Source organism: Streptomyces sp. NPDC001828, assembly GCF_042892175.1.
Lineage (GTDB): Bacteria > Actinomycetota > Actinomycetes > Streptomycetales > Streptomycetaceae > Streptomyces.
Genome location: NZ_JBIATV010000025.1, coordinates 13,223 through 32,811, shown reverse-complemented (window position 1 = coordinate 32,811; position 19,589 = coordinate 13,223). Strand labels below are relative to the sequence as shown.

Sequence of the window (19,589 nt, the reverse complement as noted above, 5' to 3'; positions counted from 1 at the left end):
GACCTTCCGTTCGACCGGCTCGTCGAGGTGCTCAACCCCGAGCGTTCGGCGTCCCGGCATCCGTTGTTCCAGGTCATGCTCACCGTCGGCGACACCGCCGCCGGCACTCCGGAACTCGAAGGCCTCGAAACGGCTTTCCTCGACCCGGAGTTGAGGATCGCGAAGTTCGACATGACCTTCGCGTTCGGTGAGCGCCGGGCGGCCGACGGCAGCCCGGACGGACTCGACATCATCGTCGAGTACGCCACCGACCTGTACGAGCCGAAGACGGTCGAACTCCTGCTGGAGCGCACCCTGCTCCTGCTGGAGTCGGCCGCGGCCGACCCCGACACGTCCGTCGGTTCGGTCCCGCTGCTCGCCCCCGAGGAGCGGCATCTGCTCGACGTCTGGTCCGGGCCCGCAACCCGGGCTCCCGAACTGGGCTTGGACGGTCTGTTTGCGGGTCGGGCGGCGCGTTCGCCGGAGGCTCCGGCTGTGGTGTTCGAGGATCAGGTGGTGTCGTACGGGGAGTTGGAGGTGTGGTCGAACCGTCTGGCCCGGTATCTGTCGGGCAAGGGTGTGGCGCCGGGTGATCTGGTGGCGGTGCATGTGGAGCGTTCGCCGCACATGGTGGCCGCGATCCTGGCGGTGTTGAAGGCGGGTGCGGGTTACACGATGCTGGATCCGCAGTTCCCGGATGAGCGTCTGAATGCTGTTCTGGAGCAGGTGCGTCCGGCTGTGGTGGTGACGCAGTCGCATCTTCCGGTGTTGCGGTCGGATGCGGTGCGTGTCGATCTGACGCGTGAGGTGGCGGAGATCAGTGCCGTCTCGGGTGGGTCGGTGGTGACGGGTGGGTCTCCGGAGTCGGTTGCGTGTGTGATGTTCACGTCGGGTTCGACGGGTGTGCCGAAGGGTGTTGCGGCGTCGCACCGGGCGCTCGCGGCGACCTTTGTCGGCCCGGACTATCTGGCTTTCGGTCCGGAGCAGACGTTCTTGCAGTGTTCTCCGGTGTCGTGGGACGCGTTCGCGCTGGAGGTGTTCGGGCCGCTGCTTCACGGCGGCGTGTGTGTGCTTCAGCCGGGTCAGCACACTGATCCGCATCAGATCGTGGAACTGGTGGAGCGTCATCAGGTGACCACGCTTCAGATGTCGGCGAGCCTGTTCAACCACATGCTGGACGAACACCCCGCCGTCTTCGGACAGATCAGTGAAGCCATGACGGCCGGTGAAGCCGCGTCCCCCGCCCACGCGGCGAAGGCACTCGCCCACTTCCCCCACCTGCGGTTGCTGAACGGGTACGGGCCGGCGGAGAGCATGGGCTTCACGACCACGTTCGCCATCGAGCCGGGTACGGCCGAGGGTGCGGCGAGCATTCCGGTGGGTGGTCCGCTGTCCGGGAAGCACGCCTATGTGCTGGACGGGAACCTGGAGTTGGTGGCGCCGGGGGTGCCGGGTGAGTTGTATGTCGCGGGGCATGGTCTGGCGCACGGTTACATAGGTCAGCCGGGTTTGTCGGCGGACCGTTTCGTGGCCAACCCTTACGGGCCCGCTGGGGCGCGGATGTATCGGACCGGGGACTTGGCGCGGTGGAACAAGCAGGGTGCGCTGGAGTATCTGGGCCGGGGTGACCAGCAGATCAAGCTGCGGGGTTTCCGGATCGAACCGGGCGAGATCGAGGCGGCGTTGGCGTCGCATCCGCAGGTGCAGCAGGCGGCGGCGGTGGTTCGTGAGGACCGTCCCGGCGACAAGCGCCTGGTGGCCTACGTGGTGGGAGAGGGGGTCGAGAGCACGGCCCTGGTGCGGCACACGGCGGCGCGGCTGCCGGAGTACATGGTTCCTGCGGCCGTCGTGGTCCTGGAGGAGTTGCCTCGTACGGTCAACGGAAAGCTGGACCGCCGGGCCCTGCCCGCGCCGGATCTGACCGCCGTGTCCGACGGCCGTGCGCCGCGCAATCCGGCCGAGGAGATCCTGTGCGGTCTCTTCGCCGACACCCTCGGGCTCGCTTCCGTCACCATCGACGACCACTTCTTCCACCGCGGCGGCCACTCCCTGCTCGCCACCCGGCTGATCAGCCGCATCCGTACGGTCTGGGGCACTCGCGTCACCATCCGCGACCTCTTCCAGAGCCCCACCCCGGCGCTGCTGGCCGAGCACATCGCGGCGGGCAGCGGAAGCAACCCGCTCGACACCGTGCTGCCCATCAGGGCGGCCGGCCGGGACACGGAGACGGCGCCCCTGTTCTGCGTGCACGCCGTATCCGGGGTGAGCTGGGGTTACGCCGGACTGCTGCCGCACCTCGGTGCCGACCGGCCGCTCATCGCCCTCCAGGCCCGTCGGCTCGGCGGTACCGAGGACGTGCCGGAATCCATCGAGGAGATGGCGGACGACTACCTCGCCGAGATCCGCGGGGTCCAGCCGCACGGCCCGTACCACCTGCTCGGCTGGTCGTTCGGCGGGCTCGTCGCGCACGCGGTCGCCGCCCGTCTGGAGGCGGCCGGGGAGGAGGTCGCGCTGCTGGCGCTGCTCGACTCCTACCCGCTGCCCGACGGGTTCCGGGCGCCCGAGATCGACGGCAGGCACGTACTGACCGCCCTGCTCGGCAGCCGGGGCGAGTCCGTGCCGGTGCGGTGCGCCGACTCGGTGCCGGACGTCGCCGAACTCGCCGATGCGCTGCGGCAGTCGGACCCGGTGCTCGCCGGTCTGGAGCACGCACAGGCGGCGGCCGTGGTGGCGGCGACCCTCGACAACCTGCGGATGCGGTACCGGTACGTGCCGGACGTGCGGTTCGGCGGTGACGCGCTGTTCTTCGACGCGACCGGCACGCCGGCGGCGCAGTCGGGGGCGGAGGCCTGGGCGCCCCATGTCGGGGGCCGGGTCGAGGAGTTCGCGGTCGACTGCGAGCACGCGGCGATGACCGAGGCGGAGCCGCTGCGCGCGATCGGGGAGGTGCTCGCCCGCCGGCTGCGGCCGGCGGCCCACATCTGACACGGCCGGGCCGCCCGACACACGCCGTACGGCACGGGCCACACGTCGTACGGCGCAGGCCACAACAGGCCTGCGGGGCACGGCATACGGCACATGGCGCGCGGCCCCGGGGCCCGTACGGCGGATTTGATCGCCGTACGGGCCCCGAGGCCTGTCCGGGTCTGTGCCCCGCACCGCTTCCCGCCGCCCGGCTGCCGCTAACTGCCCGCATACTGCCGCCTCGGCAGCCGGATTCGGGTGCCGGTGCTGCTTAGCGTGGAGGGGTCCGCATGATCGGCCAGGCCCAGTGAACGGTCCGGTCCGGCCCCCAGAGGAAGTCAAGGACATGGTGGATCATTCCGGTTGGCGCGTCGGCGTCGCTTCCGCGCCGATACATCACGGCGAAATACTCCAGGGCGTCTTTCCGCACCAGGGTCAGCTCAGCCGGGGGCTGGTCACGATGCCCTGTACCGTCCACACCACCCAGGCGTCCTTCATCCCCGCCCGGGGCGAGGAGCTGACCGTCTCCCCGTCCTGGAAGTCCAAGGCGCGGCGGGCGGCGCAGCTCGCCGTCGAGGCCTGTGTCCGGCCCGAGGACGGGCCGGTCGGCGGGCATCTCGAACTGACCGGCGACGTGCCGCTGTGCCGCGGCTTCGGCTCCTCGACCAGTGACGTGCTGGCCGCGATCTGGGCCGTACAGGACGCCTTCGTGCGGTCGCTGCCGCCCGAGGCCGTCGCACGGATCGCGGTGTGTGCCGAGACCGCGTCCGACTCCCTCATGTTCAAGGAGAGCTCGGTGCTGTTCGCACAGCGCGAGGGCAAGGTCATCGAGGACTTCGGCTACCGGATGCCGGCCGTGCGGGTGCTCGGCTTCGGCTCCCGGCCGGAGAACGACGGCAAGGGCATCGACACCCTGGCCTTCCCGCCGGCCCGCTACGACAGCACGGAGATCGAGGTCTTCGCCGAGCTGCACGCGATGCTGCGCGAGGCCATCCACACCAAGGACGTCGCCCTGGTCGGCGCGGTGGCCTCGGCCAGCACCGGGATCAACCAGCGGCACCTGCCCATCCCGCTCCTGGACAGCCTGCGCGTCATCGAGCGGGAGACCGGAGCCCTCGGCATTCAGACCGCGCACAGCGGAGACATCGCCGGACTCCTCTACGACCGCGACGACCCCGAGGTCGACGCCCGCACCGAGCACGGTCGGCGACTGCTGCACAACATCGGCATCCACGAGCAGTGGATCTTCACGACGGGTGACTGACATGACCACTTTCACGATCGCGGGCGCCGCACGGGTGCACGACTCGGTGGTGGACGCCACCGAGCTGCCCCGCATCATCCAGGTGACCGACAACCTCTACGCCACCGCGTTCAGCCTGATGAAGCTGCTCCCGGCGCGGTTCATCGTCGACCGTGCGGAGGCCGCGGGCCTGCTGCGGCCCGGCACCCGGATCATCGAGACCTCCTCGGGCACCTTCGCGCTCGGCCTGGCGATGGTGTGCCGGCTGCGCGGCTACGACCTGACCATCGTCGGCGACTCCGCGATAGACCGGGACCTGCGCAACCGGCTCGAAATGCTGGGCGCCACCGTGGAGATCGTCGAGCACACCGGCCAGCCCGGCGGCATCCAGGGTGCCCGGCTGGCCCGGGTGGAGGAACTGCGCCGACTGCACCCCGACAGCTTCGTCCCCGGGCAGTACGACAACCCGGACAACCCCGGCGCCTACGCGGTCGTCGCCCAGCTCATCGGGGAGACCGTCGGCTCGGTGGACTGCCTGGTCGGCCCGGTCGGCTCCGGCGGCTCCACCGGGGGGCTCGCCGCCGCCCTGCGTCCCACCGACCCGGCCCTGCACCTGGTCGGCGTCGACACCCACGGCTCGATCATCTTCGGCACCCCCGACGGTCCGCGCACCCTGCGCGGCCTCGGCAGCAGCATCCACCCCGGCAACGTGCGCCACGCCGCCTACGACGAGGTCCACTGGGTCACCGCGGCCGAGGCCTTCCACGCCACCCACGAACTGTTCCGCAACCACGGCCTGTTCATGGGCCCGACCAGTGGCGCCTCCTTCCAGGTCGCGTCCTGGTGGGCGGCGCAGAACCCCGAGAGCAAGGTCGTCATGGTGCTGCCCGACGAGGGCTACCGCTACCAGTCGACCGTCTACAACAGCGACTGGCTCGGCGAGCAGGGCATCGAACCGGCCCCCACGCCGGGCGGCCCCGTGACCGTCGCGCACCCGCTGGACGCCCCCTCCTCCTGGTCCCGCCTGGTCTGGGCGCGGCGCGGCTTCGACGACGTGATGATGCCGGGGGCCGACGCATGAGCGCCCCGCTGCTGCTGTTCGTCGAGTCCAACACCACCGGTACGGGGCGCCAGTTCGCGCAGCGGGCGCGCGCGCTCGGCGCCGAGCCGGTGCTGCTGAGCGCCGACCCCGGCCGCTACCCGTACGCGGCCGATGACGAGCTGCGCACGGTCGTCGTGGACACCGCGGACGGTGACGCCCTGTGGGCCGCCGTCCAGCGGCTCGCCGCCGGTGCGCGCGTCGCCGGTGTGCTGTCCAGCTCCGAGTACTACGTCGCCGCCGCCGCCGACCTGGCGGCGCGGCTCGGGCTGCCCGGGCCGTCCGCCGACGCGGTGCGCGCCTGCCGGGACAAGTCGGTGCAGCGCAGCACCCTGGCCGAGGCGGGGGTGCCCGTCCCCCGGTTCTCGGTGGCCGGCACGGTCGCCGAAGCGGTCGCCGCCGCGCAGTGGCAGGGCGGCCCGGTGGTGGTCAAGCCGGTGCAGGGCTCCGGCAGCCTGGGCGTACGCCTGTGCCGCGACAGCGGTGAAGTCGTCGCCCACGCGGGGGAGTTGCTGTCCGCCACGGTCAATGAACGCGGGCTGCGCACACCCGCCCGGGTCCTGGTGGAGCAGTACCTCACCGGGTCCGAGTTCTCCGTCGAGGTGTTCGGTGAGCAGGTCGTCGTGACCGTCGCCAAGCACGTCGGCGAACCGCCCGTCTTCGTGGAGACCGGCCACGACGTGCCGGCCGTGCTGCCCGCGCCCGAGGCAGCCGCACTGGCCGACAGCGCCGTGCACGCCGTGAAGGCGCTCGGCCTCGGCTGGGGCGCCGCCCATGTCGAGCTCCGCCTCGACGGCGGGGTGGCCCGTGTCATCGAGGTCAACCCGCGCCTGGCCGGCGGGATGATCCCGGAACTGGTGCGCCGCGCCCGGGGCATCGACCTCGTCGGCGCCCAGGTGCGCGCCGGGCTCGGCCTGCCCGTCGAGCTCATCGGCACGAGCGGCACCGCGGGAGCGGCCTCCATCAGGTTCCTCACCGCGGACACCGACGCCGTCCTCGGGGACACCGACGCCGCCGAGGCCGCCGCCCTCGCCGTGCCCGGTGCCGTGGACGCCGCCCTCTACCGCCCGCCCGGCACCCGGGTCGGCCCTGCCGAGGACTTCCGCGGCCGGCTCGGCCACGTCATCGCCGTCGCCGACCGCCCCGAGGAGTCGGCGCGAGCGGCCGACACCGCCCGGTCCCTCGGGCTGGCCACCGCCCTGGAACACGCCCCGGTGAAGGAGGAGATGCCGGTATGACGACGCCATCGCAGGCCGTCGGAGCCGGAGGAGTGGACACCGGGCGGCTGCGCACCGCTCTGGACGACCGCGCCCACCGCATCGTCTACGACCAGTACCGGCCCGGCGCCGACGACCCGATCGGGCAGGAGCTGCGGCTGATCAGCGAGGTGGACCGGGCCCACCTGGTCATGCTCGCCGAGCGCGGCATCGTGGACACCGCCCGTGCCGGGGCGCTCCTCGGCACCATCGACACCCTGCGCGCCGACGACTTCGCGGCCGTCCGGGACCGCCCCATGCCGCGCGGGCTGTATCTGGCGTACGAGGGCTGGCTCGTGGACCGGCTCGGCCAGGAGACCGGCGGCGTGCTGCACACCGGCCGCTCCCGCAACGACCTCAACGCCACCACCGTACGACTCCGGGTGCGCGGCCCCTACGCACAACTGGTGTCCGAGGTACTGGAGTTGGCGGAGGTCCTGCTCGACCGGGCCGAGCGGTACCGGGACGTCACGATGCCCGCCTACACGCACGGCCAGCCCGCGGTGCCGATCAGCTACGGGCACTACCTGTGCGGAGTCGCCGGCGCGGTCCTGCGGTCGGCGGGTGCACTGCTCGACGCGGGGCGCGAGATCGACGTCAACCCGCTCGGCGCGGGCGCCGTCGGCGGCACCTCCGTGCCCGTCGACCCGGGCCGCACCGGCGAACTCCTCGGTTTCACCGGGGCGGCGCCGAACTCGGTCGACGCCGTCGCCTCCCGGGACTTCGCGCTGCGCATGCTGTCGGCCGCGGCCGTGCTGGGTGTCCTCATGGCCCGGATCGCCCGCGACCTGACCTGGTGGACCACCGAGGAGTTCGGGCTGCTGCGGATGGCCGACGACCTGGTCGGCTCCAGTTCGATGATGCCGCAGAAGCGCAACCCCTTCCTGCTGGAGCACATCCAGGGCCGTTCCAGTGCCGCCCTGGCCGGCTTCACGGGTGCCGCCACCGCCATGTCGACCGCCGGCTACACCAACGCCATCGCCGTCGGCACCGAGGCCGTACGGCACCTGTGGCCGGGCCTCGCCGGCACCGAGGAGGCGGCGACCCTGCTGCGGCTCGTCGTCGCCGGCGCCGAACCCGATCGCGCGCGCATGACGGCCCGGGCCCGGGACGGCTTCACCTCCGCCACCTACCTCGCCGAACGACTCGTCGTGGACGGCATGCCCTTCCGCACCGCCCACCACCTCGTCGGCGAGACCGTCCTCGCCGCCCTGGACGGCGGCCTCCCGCTGTCCGAGGCGGCCCGCGCACAGCCCGCCGTGGCCGAGGCCGCCGCCGGATACCCCGCGGACTGGCTGGACCCGGAGACGGTCGCCGCGGCCTGCGCCCACGGCGGGGGACCCGGCGGCGCCGCGCCCGACGCCGCCCTGACCCGGGCCCGCGAGGAACTCGCCGCCTTCGGGCGGGAGTTCGCGGAACGCCGGGCACGCTGGGCCGCCTCCGCCGACCGGCTGACCGACGAGGTGGCCAAGGTGATGACGGTCCGATGAACACCGCCACCGCCGCCCCGCCACGGCCGCGCGGCGGACTCCTGGGCCAACGGGACTTCCGGCTGCTGTGGGCGGGCGAGACCATGAGCCGGTTCGGCAGCAACATCACGGGTGTGGCCATGCCGCTGGCCGCCGTCGTCAGCCTCGACGCGAGCACCTTCTGGGTGAGCGCGCTGGCCGCCGCCGCCTGGCTGCCCTGGCTGTTGGTCGGCCTGCCCGCCGGAGCCTGGGTGGACCGGCTGCCGCGACGCCCGCTGATGCTGCTCTGCAACCTGGGCTCGCTCGTGCTGCTGGCCAGCGTGCCCGCGGCGGCCTGGCTGAACGTCCTGACCATGACCCAGCTCATGGCGGTCGCGCTGCTCACCGGGCTCGCGAACGTGTTCTTCTCCATCGCCTACCGGGTCTATCTGCCCTCCGTCGTCCGCCGCGAGGACCTCGCCGAGGCCAACGCCAAACTCCAGGGCAGCGAGTCGGCGGCCCAGCTCGCCGGGCTCGGCGGCGGCGGCATGCTGGCCGGGCTGTTCGGCGCGGTCAGCGGTCTCCTCGTCGACGCCGCGACCTTCCTCGCCTCCACCCTGTGCCTGCTCGGCATCCGCAGCACCGAACCCCGCCCCGAGGCGCCGGCCGTGCCCCGGCCGCTGCGCCAGGAGGTGCGGGACGGCCTGCGTTACACGGTGCGCGACCCCTATCTGCGCGTCCTCACCGCCTACGGCACCGTCACCAACCTGCTGCTCACCGGCTACCAGGCCCTCCTCACCGTCTTCCTGGTCCGTGACCTGGGCGTCGGTGCGTCCGCGGTGGGCTGGCTGCTCGCCGGCGCCAGCGTGGGCGGCCTGCTCGGCGCGGTGGTCGCGGGGTCCCTCTCGCGGCGGTTCGGGTCGGCCCGCGGCATGCTGCTGTGCAAGTTCGCCACCGCGCCGTTCGGCCTGCTCGTACCGCTGGCCGAACCGGGGTGGCGGGTCGTCCTGCTCGCCCTCGGCGGGGCGGTGCTCGCCCTGGGCGTGGTGTCCGCCAACGTCATCCAGGGCACGTTCCGCCAGCAGTACTGCCCGCCGCACCTGCTGGGCCGGATCACGGCGAGCATGTCGGTCGCCAACTTCGGCGCCATTCCCATCGGTTCGCTCCTCGGCGGCATCCTGGGCAGCGCCCTCGGCGTGCGGCCCGCGCTGTGGATGCTCACCGGCGGCCTCGCGGTCAGCTCCGCGCTGCTGCTGGCCGGGCCGCTGCGCGCGCGCCGCGACCTGCCGACCGAACCACCTTTGACGGAAGGTGAGTTGGGGAGTCCCACCACGCCGCCGACCCGTACGCCGTCGCGTGCGGAGCGTGCCGCGTCCGACGGCGGTCCGCGCCGTCATCCATCAGGAAGAGGTCGGTGAGTGACCCATGAGCGGTTCTCCGTCCGCGAACGCCACCCTGCTCCATCCGGCGGCCCCACCGGGACGGCCCCTGCCCCTGCCCGGCTCCCTGGACCTCTATCTCATCAGGGTCCCGGACATCCGCGGCGCCGCCCTCGACACCGCGGTACTGGACCCGACCGAACGGCATCGCGCCGCCGAACTGGCGCACGCCGACGACCGGATTCGCTTCACCACGGCCCATCTGGCGCTGCGCCGCCTCCTCGGCACCTACCTCGGCACCCGGCCCCAGGACATCCGCTACGGCCGCGAGACCTGTCCCTGCTGCGGCGGTCCGCACGGGCGGCCCACCGTCCTGGGCGCGAGCCGCGAACTGCACTTCTCGCTCTCGCACCGGGGCGACCTCGTCCTGATGGGGACGGCGGTGGCCCCCATCGGCGTGGACGTGGACCTGATCACCGACCCCGGCAGCGCCGCCGAACTCGCCGCGATGCTGCACCCGGCCGAACAGGCGGAGATCGCGGCCCTGGCACCCGTCCGCCGCCCCCGCGAACTGGCCCGTCTCTGGACCCGTAAGGAGGCCTACCTCAAGGGTCTCGGCACCGGCCTCGGCCGCGACCCGGCGGCCGACTACGTGGGCTCCGGCGGGCCGGACGGCCCGTACCCGCCGGCCGGCTGGACCGTCCTCGACATCCCCGTGGACCGCGGCTACGCGGCGGCCGTGGCCGTCCACGGCGCCCTGACGATCGCGGCGCCCCGGGTCAGCCGGCTCTCGGACCACGACATCCGCGACGGCCCGCCCGGCGGCCCGGGAAGGCGCTGACACCGCCCCCGTAGGCCGGCCGGGGGCGGGCGGCGCCTCGCCGTGGCGGTTCAGCCGCGACGGCGGCGCAGGAGGAGGAAGCCGCCGCCCGCCACGCTCGCGGCGGAGGCCGCGGCCAGGGCCTGGGGGGCGGCCGAGTTCCTGGTGGGGGCGGAGGAGGCGGCCGGGGTGGTCGCGGGGGTGGTGGCGGTCACGGGGTCGCCGCCGTGGCCGTGGTGGCTCACCGTGGAGTGGCCGGCTCCTGCGGCGATCTTCTGCTCGGTGGGCGCCGCGGCGGCCTTGGCTGCGCCGCCGTACACGACGTCCGAGCAGCTGTAGAACGCCTCCGGGCTGTCGTCGCGCTGCCAGACCTTGTAGATGATGTGGCGGCCGGTGCGGGTCGGCAGCGTGCCGCTGAAGTTGTAGTAGCCGTCCGTCGCGGTCCGGGGGGTCTGGTAGGTGGCCACGGGGGTGTTGTCCAGGTCGGACCACTTCAGGGGCTTCGTCGGGTCGAAGCCCTCCTTGGTGATGTAGACCGTCATCGTGCCCGAATGGGCCGCCGTGGCACGGAACTTGAAGTCGAACTTGCCCGCCGCGACGCTGGTGGACGGCCAGTCGGTACGGGCCCAGTCGAGCGCCCGGTACTTGTCGCGGTTCGCCGAGCAGAGCTTGCCGTCGGGGATGAGCTGGCGGGACTGGCCGTTGGCGTTGGCGATGTTCACCTCGTTCCAGTCGTAGAGCGGCTGGGTGCCCGAGTCGGCCACGAGGTCCTTGCACACCTGCGACACCGGGTGCTCCGGGCCCTCGGCGTAGCAGGCGGCGATGCGGCTGACCGGGTTGAACATCGCTCCGTGTGCGGAGGCGGCGGTGGGGGTGAGGCTGAGGAGCGTCAGGGAGGTTGCCCCGAGGACACCCAGGGACGCGGCGGTGCGCCGAGCGGACATGCGTGCTCCTTGATCGTGGGGTGGGCATGGTGGCGTGCGGGCGCGCCAAGTCGCCCTCCGGTAGCGGTACTTGGCAGACTGGCATTGGTCTGGACCAAGCCGCAAGAGGTCTACGCCAACCCGTGGGCCCGGGTTGCCCCCAGCCCCTGGGGCTCCGCCCCGGACCCCGTTCGCGCCTCAAGGGCGCTCGTCCTCGATCTCCCCCAAGGCCTCAAGGGCCCGGGGGGACCCCCATGACGGGCTGAAGATGCCTGCACTGGCCGGCACGCAGGCCTTCAGGGGCGCGGGGCTGTGACATATGCGGCTCCGCCGCGTGGGCGCGAGCAGCCACGCACGGTCCGCAGCCGAAGAAGGGTTTCCGGGGCGCGGGGAACTGCGCGGATGGCCTGTGTGGGGGTGTGGACCCGCCCGGGAGGGGTGGGGGAGCGGACAGTAGAGTGCGGGTCCAGACGCCCCGCACCACCCCGAGGTATCCGTGAACCCCCACCCCCCCTCCCCCCACCCCGACGTCACCGTCGTCGGCATCGGGGCCGACGGATGGGACGGGCTCGGGGAGGCCGCTCAGAGGGTGCTCCGCGAGGCCGAGGCCGTCGTCGGGGGGCCGCGGCAGCTCGCGCTGCTGCCCGGGGCGTGCCGGGGCGAGCGCGTCGCCTGGCCCTCGCCGCTGCGGCCCGCCGTCCCCGCGCTGATGGCCGCCCACGCCGGCCGCCGCATCGCCGTCCTGGCCAGTGGCGACCCCATGTTCTACGGGATCGGCCGCACCCTGACCGAAGTCCTCGGCGCCCCGCCCCGCATCCTCCCGCACCCCTCCTCCGTCGCCTACGCCTGCGCCCGGCTCGGCTGGGCCGTGGAGGAGACCGAGGTCGTCACCGCCGTGGGTCGGCCGCTGGCCCGGGTCGCCGCCGCCCTGCACCACGGCCGCCGCCTCCTCGTGCTCAGCGCCGGTGCCGGCACCCCCGCCGAGCTCGCCGCCCTGCTGCGCGACCGCGGGTTCGGACCCAGCCGGATGCGGGTCCTCGAACAGCTCGGGTCCGAGGAGGAGCACCAGCGGGACGGCACCGCCGATACGTGGGACCTCCCGGCCGGCGACCCGCTCAACCTCGTCGCCGTCGAGTGCCTGCGCGCCCCCGGCGCCCTCCGGCTCGGCGCCGTGCCGGGCCTGCCCGACGAGGCGTACGAGCACGACGGGCAGCTCACCAAGCGGCACATCCGCGCCGCGACGCTGGGCGCGCTCGCGCCCGCGCCCGGCGAGCTGCTCTGGGACATCGGCGGGGGCTCCGGCTCGATCGCCGTGGAGTGGATGCGTACGCACCCGTCCTGCCGGGCCTTCACCGTCGAGCGGGATCCCGCGCGGGCCGAGCGCATCCGTCGCAACGCCGACCGGCTCGGCGTGCCCGGGGTAACGGTGGTCGGCGGGGCCGCGCCCGGCGCGCTCGCTCAACTCCCGTCCCCCGAGGCCGTGTTCATCGGCGGCGGGCTCACCGCGCCCGGGCTGCTCGACGCCTGCTGGGACGCGCTGGCCGTCGGCGGCCGGCTCGTCGCCAACACCGTGACGCTCGAGTCCGAGGCGCTGCTCGCCCAGTGGTACCGGCGCCACGGCGGCGAACTCGTCCGGCTCGCCGTCGCGCACGCCGTGCCGGTCGGCACCTTCACGGGCTGGCGCCAGGCCATGCCGGTCACCCAGTGGGCGGTGGTCAAGGCCGGTCCCGCACCCCTCAACACCCTTTCAGGAGACGACAGATGACCGTGTACTTCATCGGCGCGGGGCCCGGTGCCGCCGACCTGATCACGGTGCGCGGCGCCCGTACGCTCGCCTCCTGCCAGGTCTGCCTCTACGCGGGCAGCCTGGTGCCGCGCGAGCTGCTCGCCGAGTGCCCCGAGGGCGCCCGTCTCGTGGACACCGCGCAGCTCAACCTGGATGAGATCACCGGGGAGTTGGTGCGCGCCCACGAGGCCGGGCAGGACGTGGCGCGGCTGCACTCCGGGGACCCCTCGGTGTTCAGCGCGGTCGCCGAGCAGATGCGGCGCCTGGACGCGGCCGGGGTGCCCTACGAGGTCGTGCCGGGGGTGCCCGCGTTCGCCGCGGCCGCGGCCGCCCTCAAGCGGGAGCTCACCGTGCCCACCGTGGGCCAGACCGTGATCCTGACCCGGGTCGCGCAGCGCGCCACCGCCATGCCCGAGGGCGAGGACCTCGCGACGCTGGGACGCAGCGGCGCGCTCCTCGTGCTGCACCTGGCGACGGGCTATGCCGACCGTGTGGTCGAGGAGTTGCTGCCGCACTACGGGGCCGACTGCCCCGCCGCCGTCGTCGCGTTCGCCTCACGGCCCGAGGAGGTCGTCCTGCGCGGCACCCTGTCGGACATCGCGGGGCAGGTGAAGGAGGCCGGGCTCGTGCGGACCGCCGTCATCCTGGTCGGGCGGACGCTGGGCGCGGCCGAGTTCCGCGACAGCCACCTCTACTCCGCCGACCGGCACCGCTGCTGAGCGCCGCCGGCCCCTCACGGGCCCGCCGGGGCGCTCCGGCCCACCACGTTGCCGGCCCGGTCGATGCAGATCACGTCCACCGCCACGGGCGCCCCGCGCAGCACGGAAAGGGCCTCGTCGCGGGCCCGCGCGGCCACCAGGTCGCCCAGCGGGACGCCCGCCGCCGTGCACAACTGGAGTGCCGCGAGGCCCGTGTTGGCGTCCGCGACCTCGGTCGCGAGCGCCTCGCTCGCGCCGCCCTGGCGGGCGAGCTCCGCGAGGAACGGTTTGTCCACCTGGGAGCGGGCCGAGTGCAGGTCCAGATGGCCCGCGGCCAGCTTCGACAGCTTGGCGAAGCCGCCGCAGATGGTGAGGCGGTCCACCGGATGACGGCGTACGTACTTGAGGACCGCGCCCGCGAAGTCGCCCATGTCGAGCAGCGCGTCCTCCGGCAGGCCGTGCTCCGCGACCACCGTCCTCTCCGACGTCGAGCCCGTGCAGCCCGCCACATGGGTGCGGCCGGCCGCCCGCGCCACGTCCACTCCGCGCCGGATCGAGTCGATCCACGCCGAGCACGAGTACGGCACCACGATGCCGGTCGTGCCCAGGATGGACAGGCCGCCCAGGATGCCCAGACGCGGGTTCCAGGTGGAGCGGGCGATCTCCGCGCCGTGGTCCACCGAGAGGGTGATCTCGACGTCTCCCGGTGCGCCGTGGCGCCCGGCCACCAGCGCCACGTGGTCGCGCATCATCTGGCGCGGCACCGGGTTGACCGCCGGTTCGCCCACCGGCAGCGGAAGGCCGGGGCGGGTGATCGTGCCCACGCCCTCGCCCGCCCGGAACACCACGCCCGAGCCGGGCGGAAGCAGCCGTACCGTCGAGCGGACCAGCGCGCCGTGGGTGACGTCCGGGTCGTCGCCCGCGTCCTTCACCACGGCCGCCATCGCGTGCCCGGCGGCCAGCTCCTCGGCGGCGAGCGCGAACGCGGGCGTCTGGCCGCGCGGCAGCGTGATCGTCACCGGGTCGGGGAAGTCGCCGGTCAGGAGCGCGGTGTACGCGGCCGTCGTGGCCGCCGTCGCACAGGCACCGGTCGTCCAGCCGGGGCGCAGACCGGTGTGCTTGAGTTGGGCGCCGCGGCCGCCCTTCGCCTCACTCACGCCCCTCGGCCCCATCCACCGAACGCACGACCCCCGGCCTCACCGCCGCCCCACCTCACGGAACTCATGACCCTCGGCCTCACTCACGAACGGAACCGGATGCTGTGCACGTCTTGATTCTGGGGGGTACGGGCGAGGCCCGTCGGCTGGCGGGGCTGCTGTGCGGCGCGCGGATCGACGGACTGCGCGTGACGAGCTCGCTCGCCGGGCGGGTCGCCGAGCCCCGGCTGCCGCCCGGCGAGGTCCGCGTCGGCGGGTTCGGCGGCGCCGAGGGGCTCGCCGCGTGGCTGCGTACGCACGCGGTGGACGCGCTCATCGACGCCACCCACCCTTTCGCCGGGACGATCAGTTTCAACGCGGCGCGGGCCGCCGCCGACGCCCATGTTCCCCTGCTGGCGCTGCGCCGGCCCGGCTGGGTCCCCGGCGAGGGGGACCGCTGGCATCCGGCGGACTCCCTGGAGTCGGCGGCGGCGCTGCTGCCCGCGCTCGGCCGTCGCGTCTTCCTCACCACCGGACGCATGGGCCTTGCCGCCTTCGCCGGCCTCGACGCGCTGTGGTTCCTCATGCGGTCCGTGGACGCGCCCGAGCCGCCGTTCCCCGCCGCGATGGAGGTGCTGCTCGACCGGGGCCCGTTCACCCTGGAAGGGGAGCGGGAGGTGCTGCGCGCCCACCGGATCGACGTCCTCGTCACCAAGGACAGCGGGGGCGCCGCGACCGCGCCCAAGCTCGCCGCGGCCCGCGAGGCGGGGATCCCCGTCGTCGTGGTGCGGCGGCCGCCCGTGCCGGACGGCGTGGGCGAGGCGGCCACCCCCGAGGAGGCGGCCGCCTGGGTGCGCCGGTTCGCCGGGTGACCCCGGCCGAGGTCACCCGGCGTGCGCGTCAGGCCTCCGGGTAGCGGCGCGGGGTCCAGACGATCTCCTCGCCGTCGCCGCGCCGGACCGTACGGGTCTGCGACGAGCCGATCAGCAGGATCGTGCGCATGTCCACCTCGGCCGGGTCCAGGTCGGTCAGGCGCACGATGCGGACCCGCTCGGCGGGGCCGCCCACGTCCCGTGCGACCACGACCGGGGTGTCCGGCAGGCGGTGCTCCAGGAGCAGCTCGCGCGCCTTGGCGACCTGCCAGGTGCGGCTTGCGGAACCGGGGTTGTAGAGCGCGAGCACCAGATCGGCGGCGGCCGCCGCGCGCAGCCGCTCCGCGATGACGTCCCACGGCTTGAGCCGGTCGGAAAGGGAGATGGTCGCGTAGTCGTGGCCGAGCGGGGCGCCCGCGCGGGCGGCGGCCGCGTTCGCCGCGGTCACCCCCGGCAGGACCCGCACCGGGACGTCCGCGTACTCGGGCCGCGAGGCCACTTCGAGCACGGCCGTGGCCATCGCGAAGATGCCCGGGTCGCCGCCGGACACCACGGCGACTCGCCTGCCCCGCATGGCCAGTTGGAGGGCGAACTCGGCGCGCTCGGACTCCACCTTGTTGTCCGAGCCGTGCCGCAGCTGGCCGGGGCGCTCCGGCACCCGGTCCACGTACGTGGTGTAGCCGACGACGTCGTCGGCGGTGGCGAGCGCGCCGCGCGACTCGGGGGTCAGCCACAGCGGGCCGGCCGGGCCGGTGCCGACGACCGTGACCTCGCCGCGCTCGCGCACGGGGGGCGTGGCGTCGATACGGCTGGGCAGCACCGCGACCGAGAAGTACGGCACCGACTCGGCGTCGATGTCGGCCAGTCGGCCGGTGCGCTCGCCCGCCATGGTGGCGCGCTCCACGTACCGTGCCTCGTCGAGGCGCCCCGAACGCTCAAGCGCCCGGCGGACCTTGGTGAAGGTGCGGCCCAGCTTCATCACCACCGCCGAGTCGGTGGCGGCCAGGCGCGCGGTGAGCTCCTCCTCCGGCAGCGTGCCGGGCAGGATCGTGAGCACCTCCTCGGCCTCCACCAGGGGCTCCCCGAGCCGGGCGGCCGCGGCACTCACCGAGGTCACGCCGGGGATCACCTCGGTGGGATAGCGGTGCGCGAGCCGCTTGTGCATGTGCTGGTACGAGCCGTAGAACAGCGGGTCGCCCTCGGCGAGCACGGCGACCGTACGGCCCGCGTCGAGGTGCTCGGCCAGGCGGGCCGAGGCCTCCTCGTAGAAGTCGTTCAGGGCGCCCCGGTAGCCGCCGGGGTGGTCGGTGGTCTCCACGGTGAGCGGGTAGACCAGCTTCTCCTCGATGTGGTCGGCACGGATGTGCTTCGCCGCGATCGAGCGCGCTATGGACCGGCCGTGCCGCGCCGAGTGGTACGCCACCACGTCCGCCTCGGCGATGGCCTCGACCGCGCGCACCGTCATCAGGGACGGGTCGCCGGGCCCGAGGCCGACTCCGTAGAGCCGCCCGGCCGTGCTGCTGTTCTCGCTCATTCCGCCTCGCTCGCGATCGCGTTGAGGGCGGCCGCGGCGATCGCGCTGCCGCCGCGCCGGCCCCGTACCACCAGGTGTTCCAGGCCCGAAGGGTGCGCGGCGAGCGCGTCCTTCGACTCGGCCGCGCCTATGAAGCCGACCGGTACGCCGATGACCGCCGCCGGGCGCGGCGCGCCCTCCTCGATCATTTCGAGCAGCCGGAACAGCGCGGTGGGCGCGTTGCCGACGGCCACGACCGCGCCGTCGAGCCGGTCCCGCCACAGTTCGAGGGCGGCCGCGCTGCGGGTGGTGCCGAACTTCGCGGCGAGGTCGGGCACCGACGGGTCGCCCAGCGTGCACAGCACCTCGTTGTCGGCGGGCAGCCGCTTGCGGGTCACCCCGCTGGCGACCATCCGCGCGTCGCACAGGATCGGCGCGCCCGCGCGCAGCGCCTCGCGGGCCCGTGCCACGACGCCGGGCGTCCAGCCGAGGTCGCGGGTCAGGTCCGTCATGCCACAGGCGTGGATCATGCGGACCGCGACCTGGCTCACGTCGGCGGGCAGGCCGCCGAGGTCCGCCTCGGCGCGGATCGTGGCAAAGGACTGGCGGTAGATCTCCGCGCCGTCCTTCTCGTAGTCGAACACTGTGCTCTCGCTCATCTCGTCGTGGTCCCCGTCGCCGTCGTGCCCGTTGTCGCCGTCATACGTGTGCCGGCCGGTGCGGTCCTCATGGCCGGCCGCCTCGCGCCCGTGCGATGGCGGCCGCCAACTCACCCTGTGGGCAAGGCAGTTGGTGTTCTCCCGCGTCTCCCCGTACCGCCACCGCGTAGTGGCCGTCGGCGGTCGCGGTCACGTCCACCCAGTCGCCGTGCGGATGGCCGCAGCGCCGCTCGCACCCGGACCAGTAGACCGGCAGCCCGCCGGCGCCCGGCAGGGCGTCCCGGCGCACGTCGGCCAGCGCCTTCGCGCAGCCGGGCCGCCCGGTGCACGCACCGACCCCGCTCCACGGGGAGCCTGGGCCGGTGATGAACCCGGCGTCCCCGAGTTCCGCCAGCCGCTCGCGGGCGCCGCGCTCGTCGAACCCGGGGACGACGAATCCGCGCCACGGGGTGATCCTGATCTCGCCGCCCGGGCCGGCGAGCGCCCGCAGCTGCCCGCTGCTCACCCGGCCGAGCACGGGCGCCACGAGCACCGCGTACGTCCCGTCGGGGCCCCGCACGGCGCCGGGCTCCGGCGGGACGGGGGCGGGTGCCTCGTCCGGTGTGGGGGCGGGCCCGGCCGGGATGCCCGCGCGGGCCAGCTCGGCGGCGAGGTCCACCTCGTGGCCCGGGGGCAGTTCGCGCACCCGCCAGGCGCCGGTGCCGGCGGCGTTCGCGGTGGCGAGGAAGGCGTGGGCGGCCGCCAGGGCGGCGCGGGGGGCGTCGGCGGCGGCCACGCGCAGGGTGGTGGCCCCGACGCGTATGAGTGCCGACCCTCCGTCTCGGGAGAGCAAGGTCACATCGCCGCCGAGGCCGGCGACGTCGCCGCGGCCGTCGTCCAGGGCGAACAGGAAGCGGCCCGAGAGGGCGGTGGTCCAGTCCTGGGCGCACAGCAGCGCGTCCAGGGCGCGCAGCCACGGGTGCAGGGTGCCGTGGCCCTCGCCGTCGAGCCCGGCCAGCGGGGACGCCACGATGTTGCGGACGCGCTCGTGCCGCTCGGAGGGCATCAGGGCGGTGTGGCGCAGGAGTTCGGCGAGGCCGTTGCCGCAGTGGTCGCCGATGCCGCGGAGCTCGGCGTTGCCGCGCGAGGTGATGCCGAGGTGGCCGTCCCCGTACCGCTCGGCCGCGACGGCCAGCGCCTCGACCTGGCGGTTCGTCAAGATGCCGCCGGGCAGACGGAGTCGGGCCAGTCCGCCGTCGTCGGCGGTGTGCAGCCGGAGGGCGCCGGGGCAGGCGTCGTCGCGGTCCCGCACGACGGGACTGGGCGCGACTTCGCCCGGGGTGCCCCCTATGGGGGGTTCGCCCTGGTTGGGGGGTGTTGAGGAGGGGGGCGGCATGGCGGCGAGCATACCCAGGGGGGAGGCGGTGGCCACGCCGGGAGTGGTCCGGGTGCCGGTCGGCCGCCGGGATGCGCGCCCAGTACCGCCAAGGGCGCGGGGAACCGCGCGACCAGCCCCGCACGGTCCGCAGCCGAACGCACACGACCCCCTCCTCACCCCCGGGAGGTCGCGGGAAGGGGCGGGGCGAACTCCCGGGGTCCGGGGCGGGCCCCGGCGCACCCCGGGCCAAAGCCCCCGCACCCCAGAACCACCCCGCGCCCAAAGGGGCGGGCGACCGGGGTAGCTACTATGCAGGCGGCGCCGGCGACGGCGGCAGGGGAGGAAGCCCGGTGTGATTCCGGCGCGGTCCCGCCACTGTGAGCCCGGACCGAGGCCAGCTCGGAGACCGGGTGAGTCAGGAACTCCCCCTCCCCGGCTCGGGGAGACCCATTCCGAC

15 protein-coding genes and 1 riboswitch are annotated in these 19,589 nt (G+C 74.1%); of the genes, 10 read left to right on the top strand and 5 right to left on the bottom strand.

Annotated elements, in window-relative coordinates:
- The 7 genes from ACFYZA_RS39670 to ACFYZA_RS39640 all read left to right on the top strand — a co-directional run.
- On the top strand, nt 1–2,964 hold a 2,964-nt coding region (locus tag ACFYZA_RS39670), incomplete at its 5' end, for an amino acid adenylation domain-containing protein (RefSeq protein ID WP_388495066.1).
- A gap of 325 nt (nt 2,965–3,289) precedes the next feature.
- Nucleotides 3,290–4,207 carry a kinase gene (locus tag ACFYZA_RS39665; RefSeq protein WP_382597407.1) on the top strand — a complete coding sequence of 306 codons (918 nt, stop codon included), beginning with the start codon at nt 3,290–3,292 and terminating at the stop codon, nt 4,205–4,207.
- Nucleotide 4,208: 1 nt separating this feature from the next.
- Nucleotides 4,209–5,267, top strand: coding sequence for a PLP-dependent cysteine synthase family protein (locus tag ACFYZA_RS39660; RefSeq protein WP_382597409.1), 1,059 nt, complete (start codon nt 4,209–4,211; stop codon nt 5,265–5,267).
- Nucleotides 5,264–6,523: an ATP-grasp domain-containing protein gene (locus tag ACFYZA_RS39655; protein ID WP_388495065.1), complete on the top strand. Its 1,260-nt coding sequence runs from the start codon at nt 5,264–5,266 to the stop codon at nt 6,521–6,523. The genes ACFYZA_RS39660 and ACFYZA_RS39655 overlap by 4 nt, the downstream gene beginning before the upstream one ends.
- Nucleotides 6,520–8,031: an argininosuccinate lyase gene (locus ACFYZA_RS39650; protein ID WP_388495064.1), complete on the top strand. Its 1,512-nt coding sequence runs from the start codon at nt 6,520–6,522 to the stop codon at nt 8,029–8,031. The genes ACFYZA_RS39655 and ACFYZA_RS39650 overlap by 4 nt, the downstream gene beginning before the upstream one ends.
- Entirely contained in the window at nt 8,028–9,407 is a 1,380-nt protein-coding gene (locus tag ACFYZA_RS39645) for an MFS transporter (RefSeq protein WP_388495063.1), read from the top strand. The genes ACFYZA_RS39650 and ACFYZA_RS39645 overlap by 4 nt, the downstream gene beginning before the upstream one ends.
- 7 nt (nt 9,408–9,414) lie before the next feature.
- Nucleotides 9,415–10,209: a 4'-phosphopantetheinyl transferase family protein gene (locus ACFYZA_RS39640; RefSeq protein ID WP_382597417.1), complete on the top strand. Its 795-nt coding sequence runs from the start codon at nt 9,415–9,417 to the stop codon at nt 10,207–10,209.
- A 50-nt stretch (nt 10,210–10,259) separates the two neighbouring features.
- Here the strand turns inward: ACFYZA_RS39640 and ACFYZA_RS39635 are convergent, their stop codons facing one another.
- On the bottom strand, nt 10,260–11,132 hold the full coding sequence (locus ACFYZA_RS39635; protein WP_382597419.1) for a lytic polysaccharide monooxygenase: 873 nt from the start codon (nt 11,130–11,132) through the stop codon (nt 10,260–10,262).
- A gap of 475 nt (nt 11,133–11,607) precedes the next feature.
- Here ACFYZA_RS39635 and cbiE point away from each other — a divergent pair, with 475 nt between their 5' ends.
- Both cbiE and cobM read left to right on the top strand, forming a co-directional pair.
- Nucleotides 11,608–12,876: a precorrin-6y C5,15-methyltransferase (decarboxylating) subunit CbiE gene (cbiE, locus tag ACFYZA_RS39630; protein WP_388495062.1), complete on the top strand. Its 1,269-nt coding sequence runs from the start codon at nt 11,608–11,610 to the stop codon at nt 12,874–12,876.
- Nucleotides 12,873–13,616 carry a precorrin-4 C(11)-methyltransferase gene (gene cobM, locus ACFYZA_RS39625; protein WP_382597423.1) on the top strand — a complete coding sequence of 248 codons (744 nt, stop codon included), beginning with the start codon at nt 12,873–12,875 and terminating at the stop codon, nt 13,614–13,616. The genes cbiE and cobM overlap by 4 nt, the downstream gene beginning before the upstream one ends.
- 14 nt (nt 13,617–13,630) lie before the next feature.
- Here the strand turns inward: cobM and ACFYZA_RS39620 are convergent, their stop codons facing one another.
- A complete protein-coding gene (locus ACFYZA_RS39620) occupies nt 13,631–14,767 on the bottom strand; it encodes a cobalt-precorrin-5B (C(1))-methyltransferase (RefSeq protein ID WP_388495061.1) in 1,137 nt (378 codons plus the stop codon).
- Between the two features lie 89 nt (nt 14,768–14,856).
- Between ACFYZA_RS39620 and ACFYZA_RS39615 the strand changes: the two genes are divergently transcribed.
- Complete coding sequence (locus ACFYZA_RS39615) at nt 14,857–15,603, top strand: cobalt-precorrin-6A reductase (protein WP_382597428.1); 747 nt, start codon at nt 14,857–14,859, stop codon at nt 15,601–15,603.
- Nucleotides 15,604–15,631: 28 nt separating this feature from the next.
- Here ACFYZA_RS39615 and ACFYZA_RS39610 read toward each other — a convergent pair whose 3' ends face one another.
- The 3 genes from ACFYZA_RS39610 to ACFYZA_RS39600 form a co-directional block, all read right to left on the bottom strand.
- Complete coding sequence (locus ACFYZA_RS39610) at nt 15,632–17,137, bottom strand: precorrin-2 C(20)-methyltransferase (protein WP_388495060.1); 1,506 nt, start codon at nt 17,135–17,137, stop codon at nt 15,632–15,634.
- Complete coding sequence (locus tag ACFYZA_RS39605) at nt 17,134–17,775, bottom strand: precorrin-8X methylmutase (protein WP_388495059.1); 642 nt, start codon at nt 17,773–17,775, stop codon at nt 17,134–17,136. Before ACFYZA_RS39605 ends, ACFYZA_RS39610 begins: the two co-directional genes overlap by 4 nt.
- Nucleotides 17,776–17,842: 67 nt before the next feature.
- A complete protein-coding gene (locus ACFYZA_RS39600) occupies nt 17,843–19,162 on the bottom strand; it encodes a cobalamin biosynthesis protein CobG (RefSeq protein WP_388495067.1) in 1,320 nt (439 codons plus the stop codon).
- Nucleotides 19,163–19,471: 309 nt separating this feature from the next.
- Nucleotides 19,472–19,557, top strand: a riboswitch (cobalamin riboswitch).
- Nucleotides 19,558–19,589 lie beyond the last annotated feature (32 nt).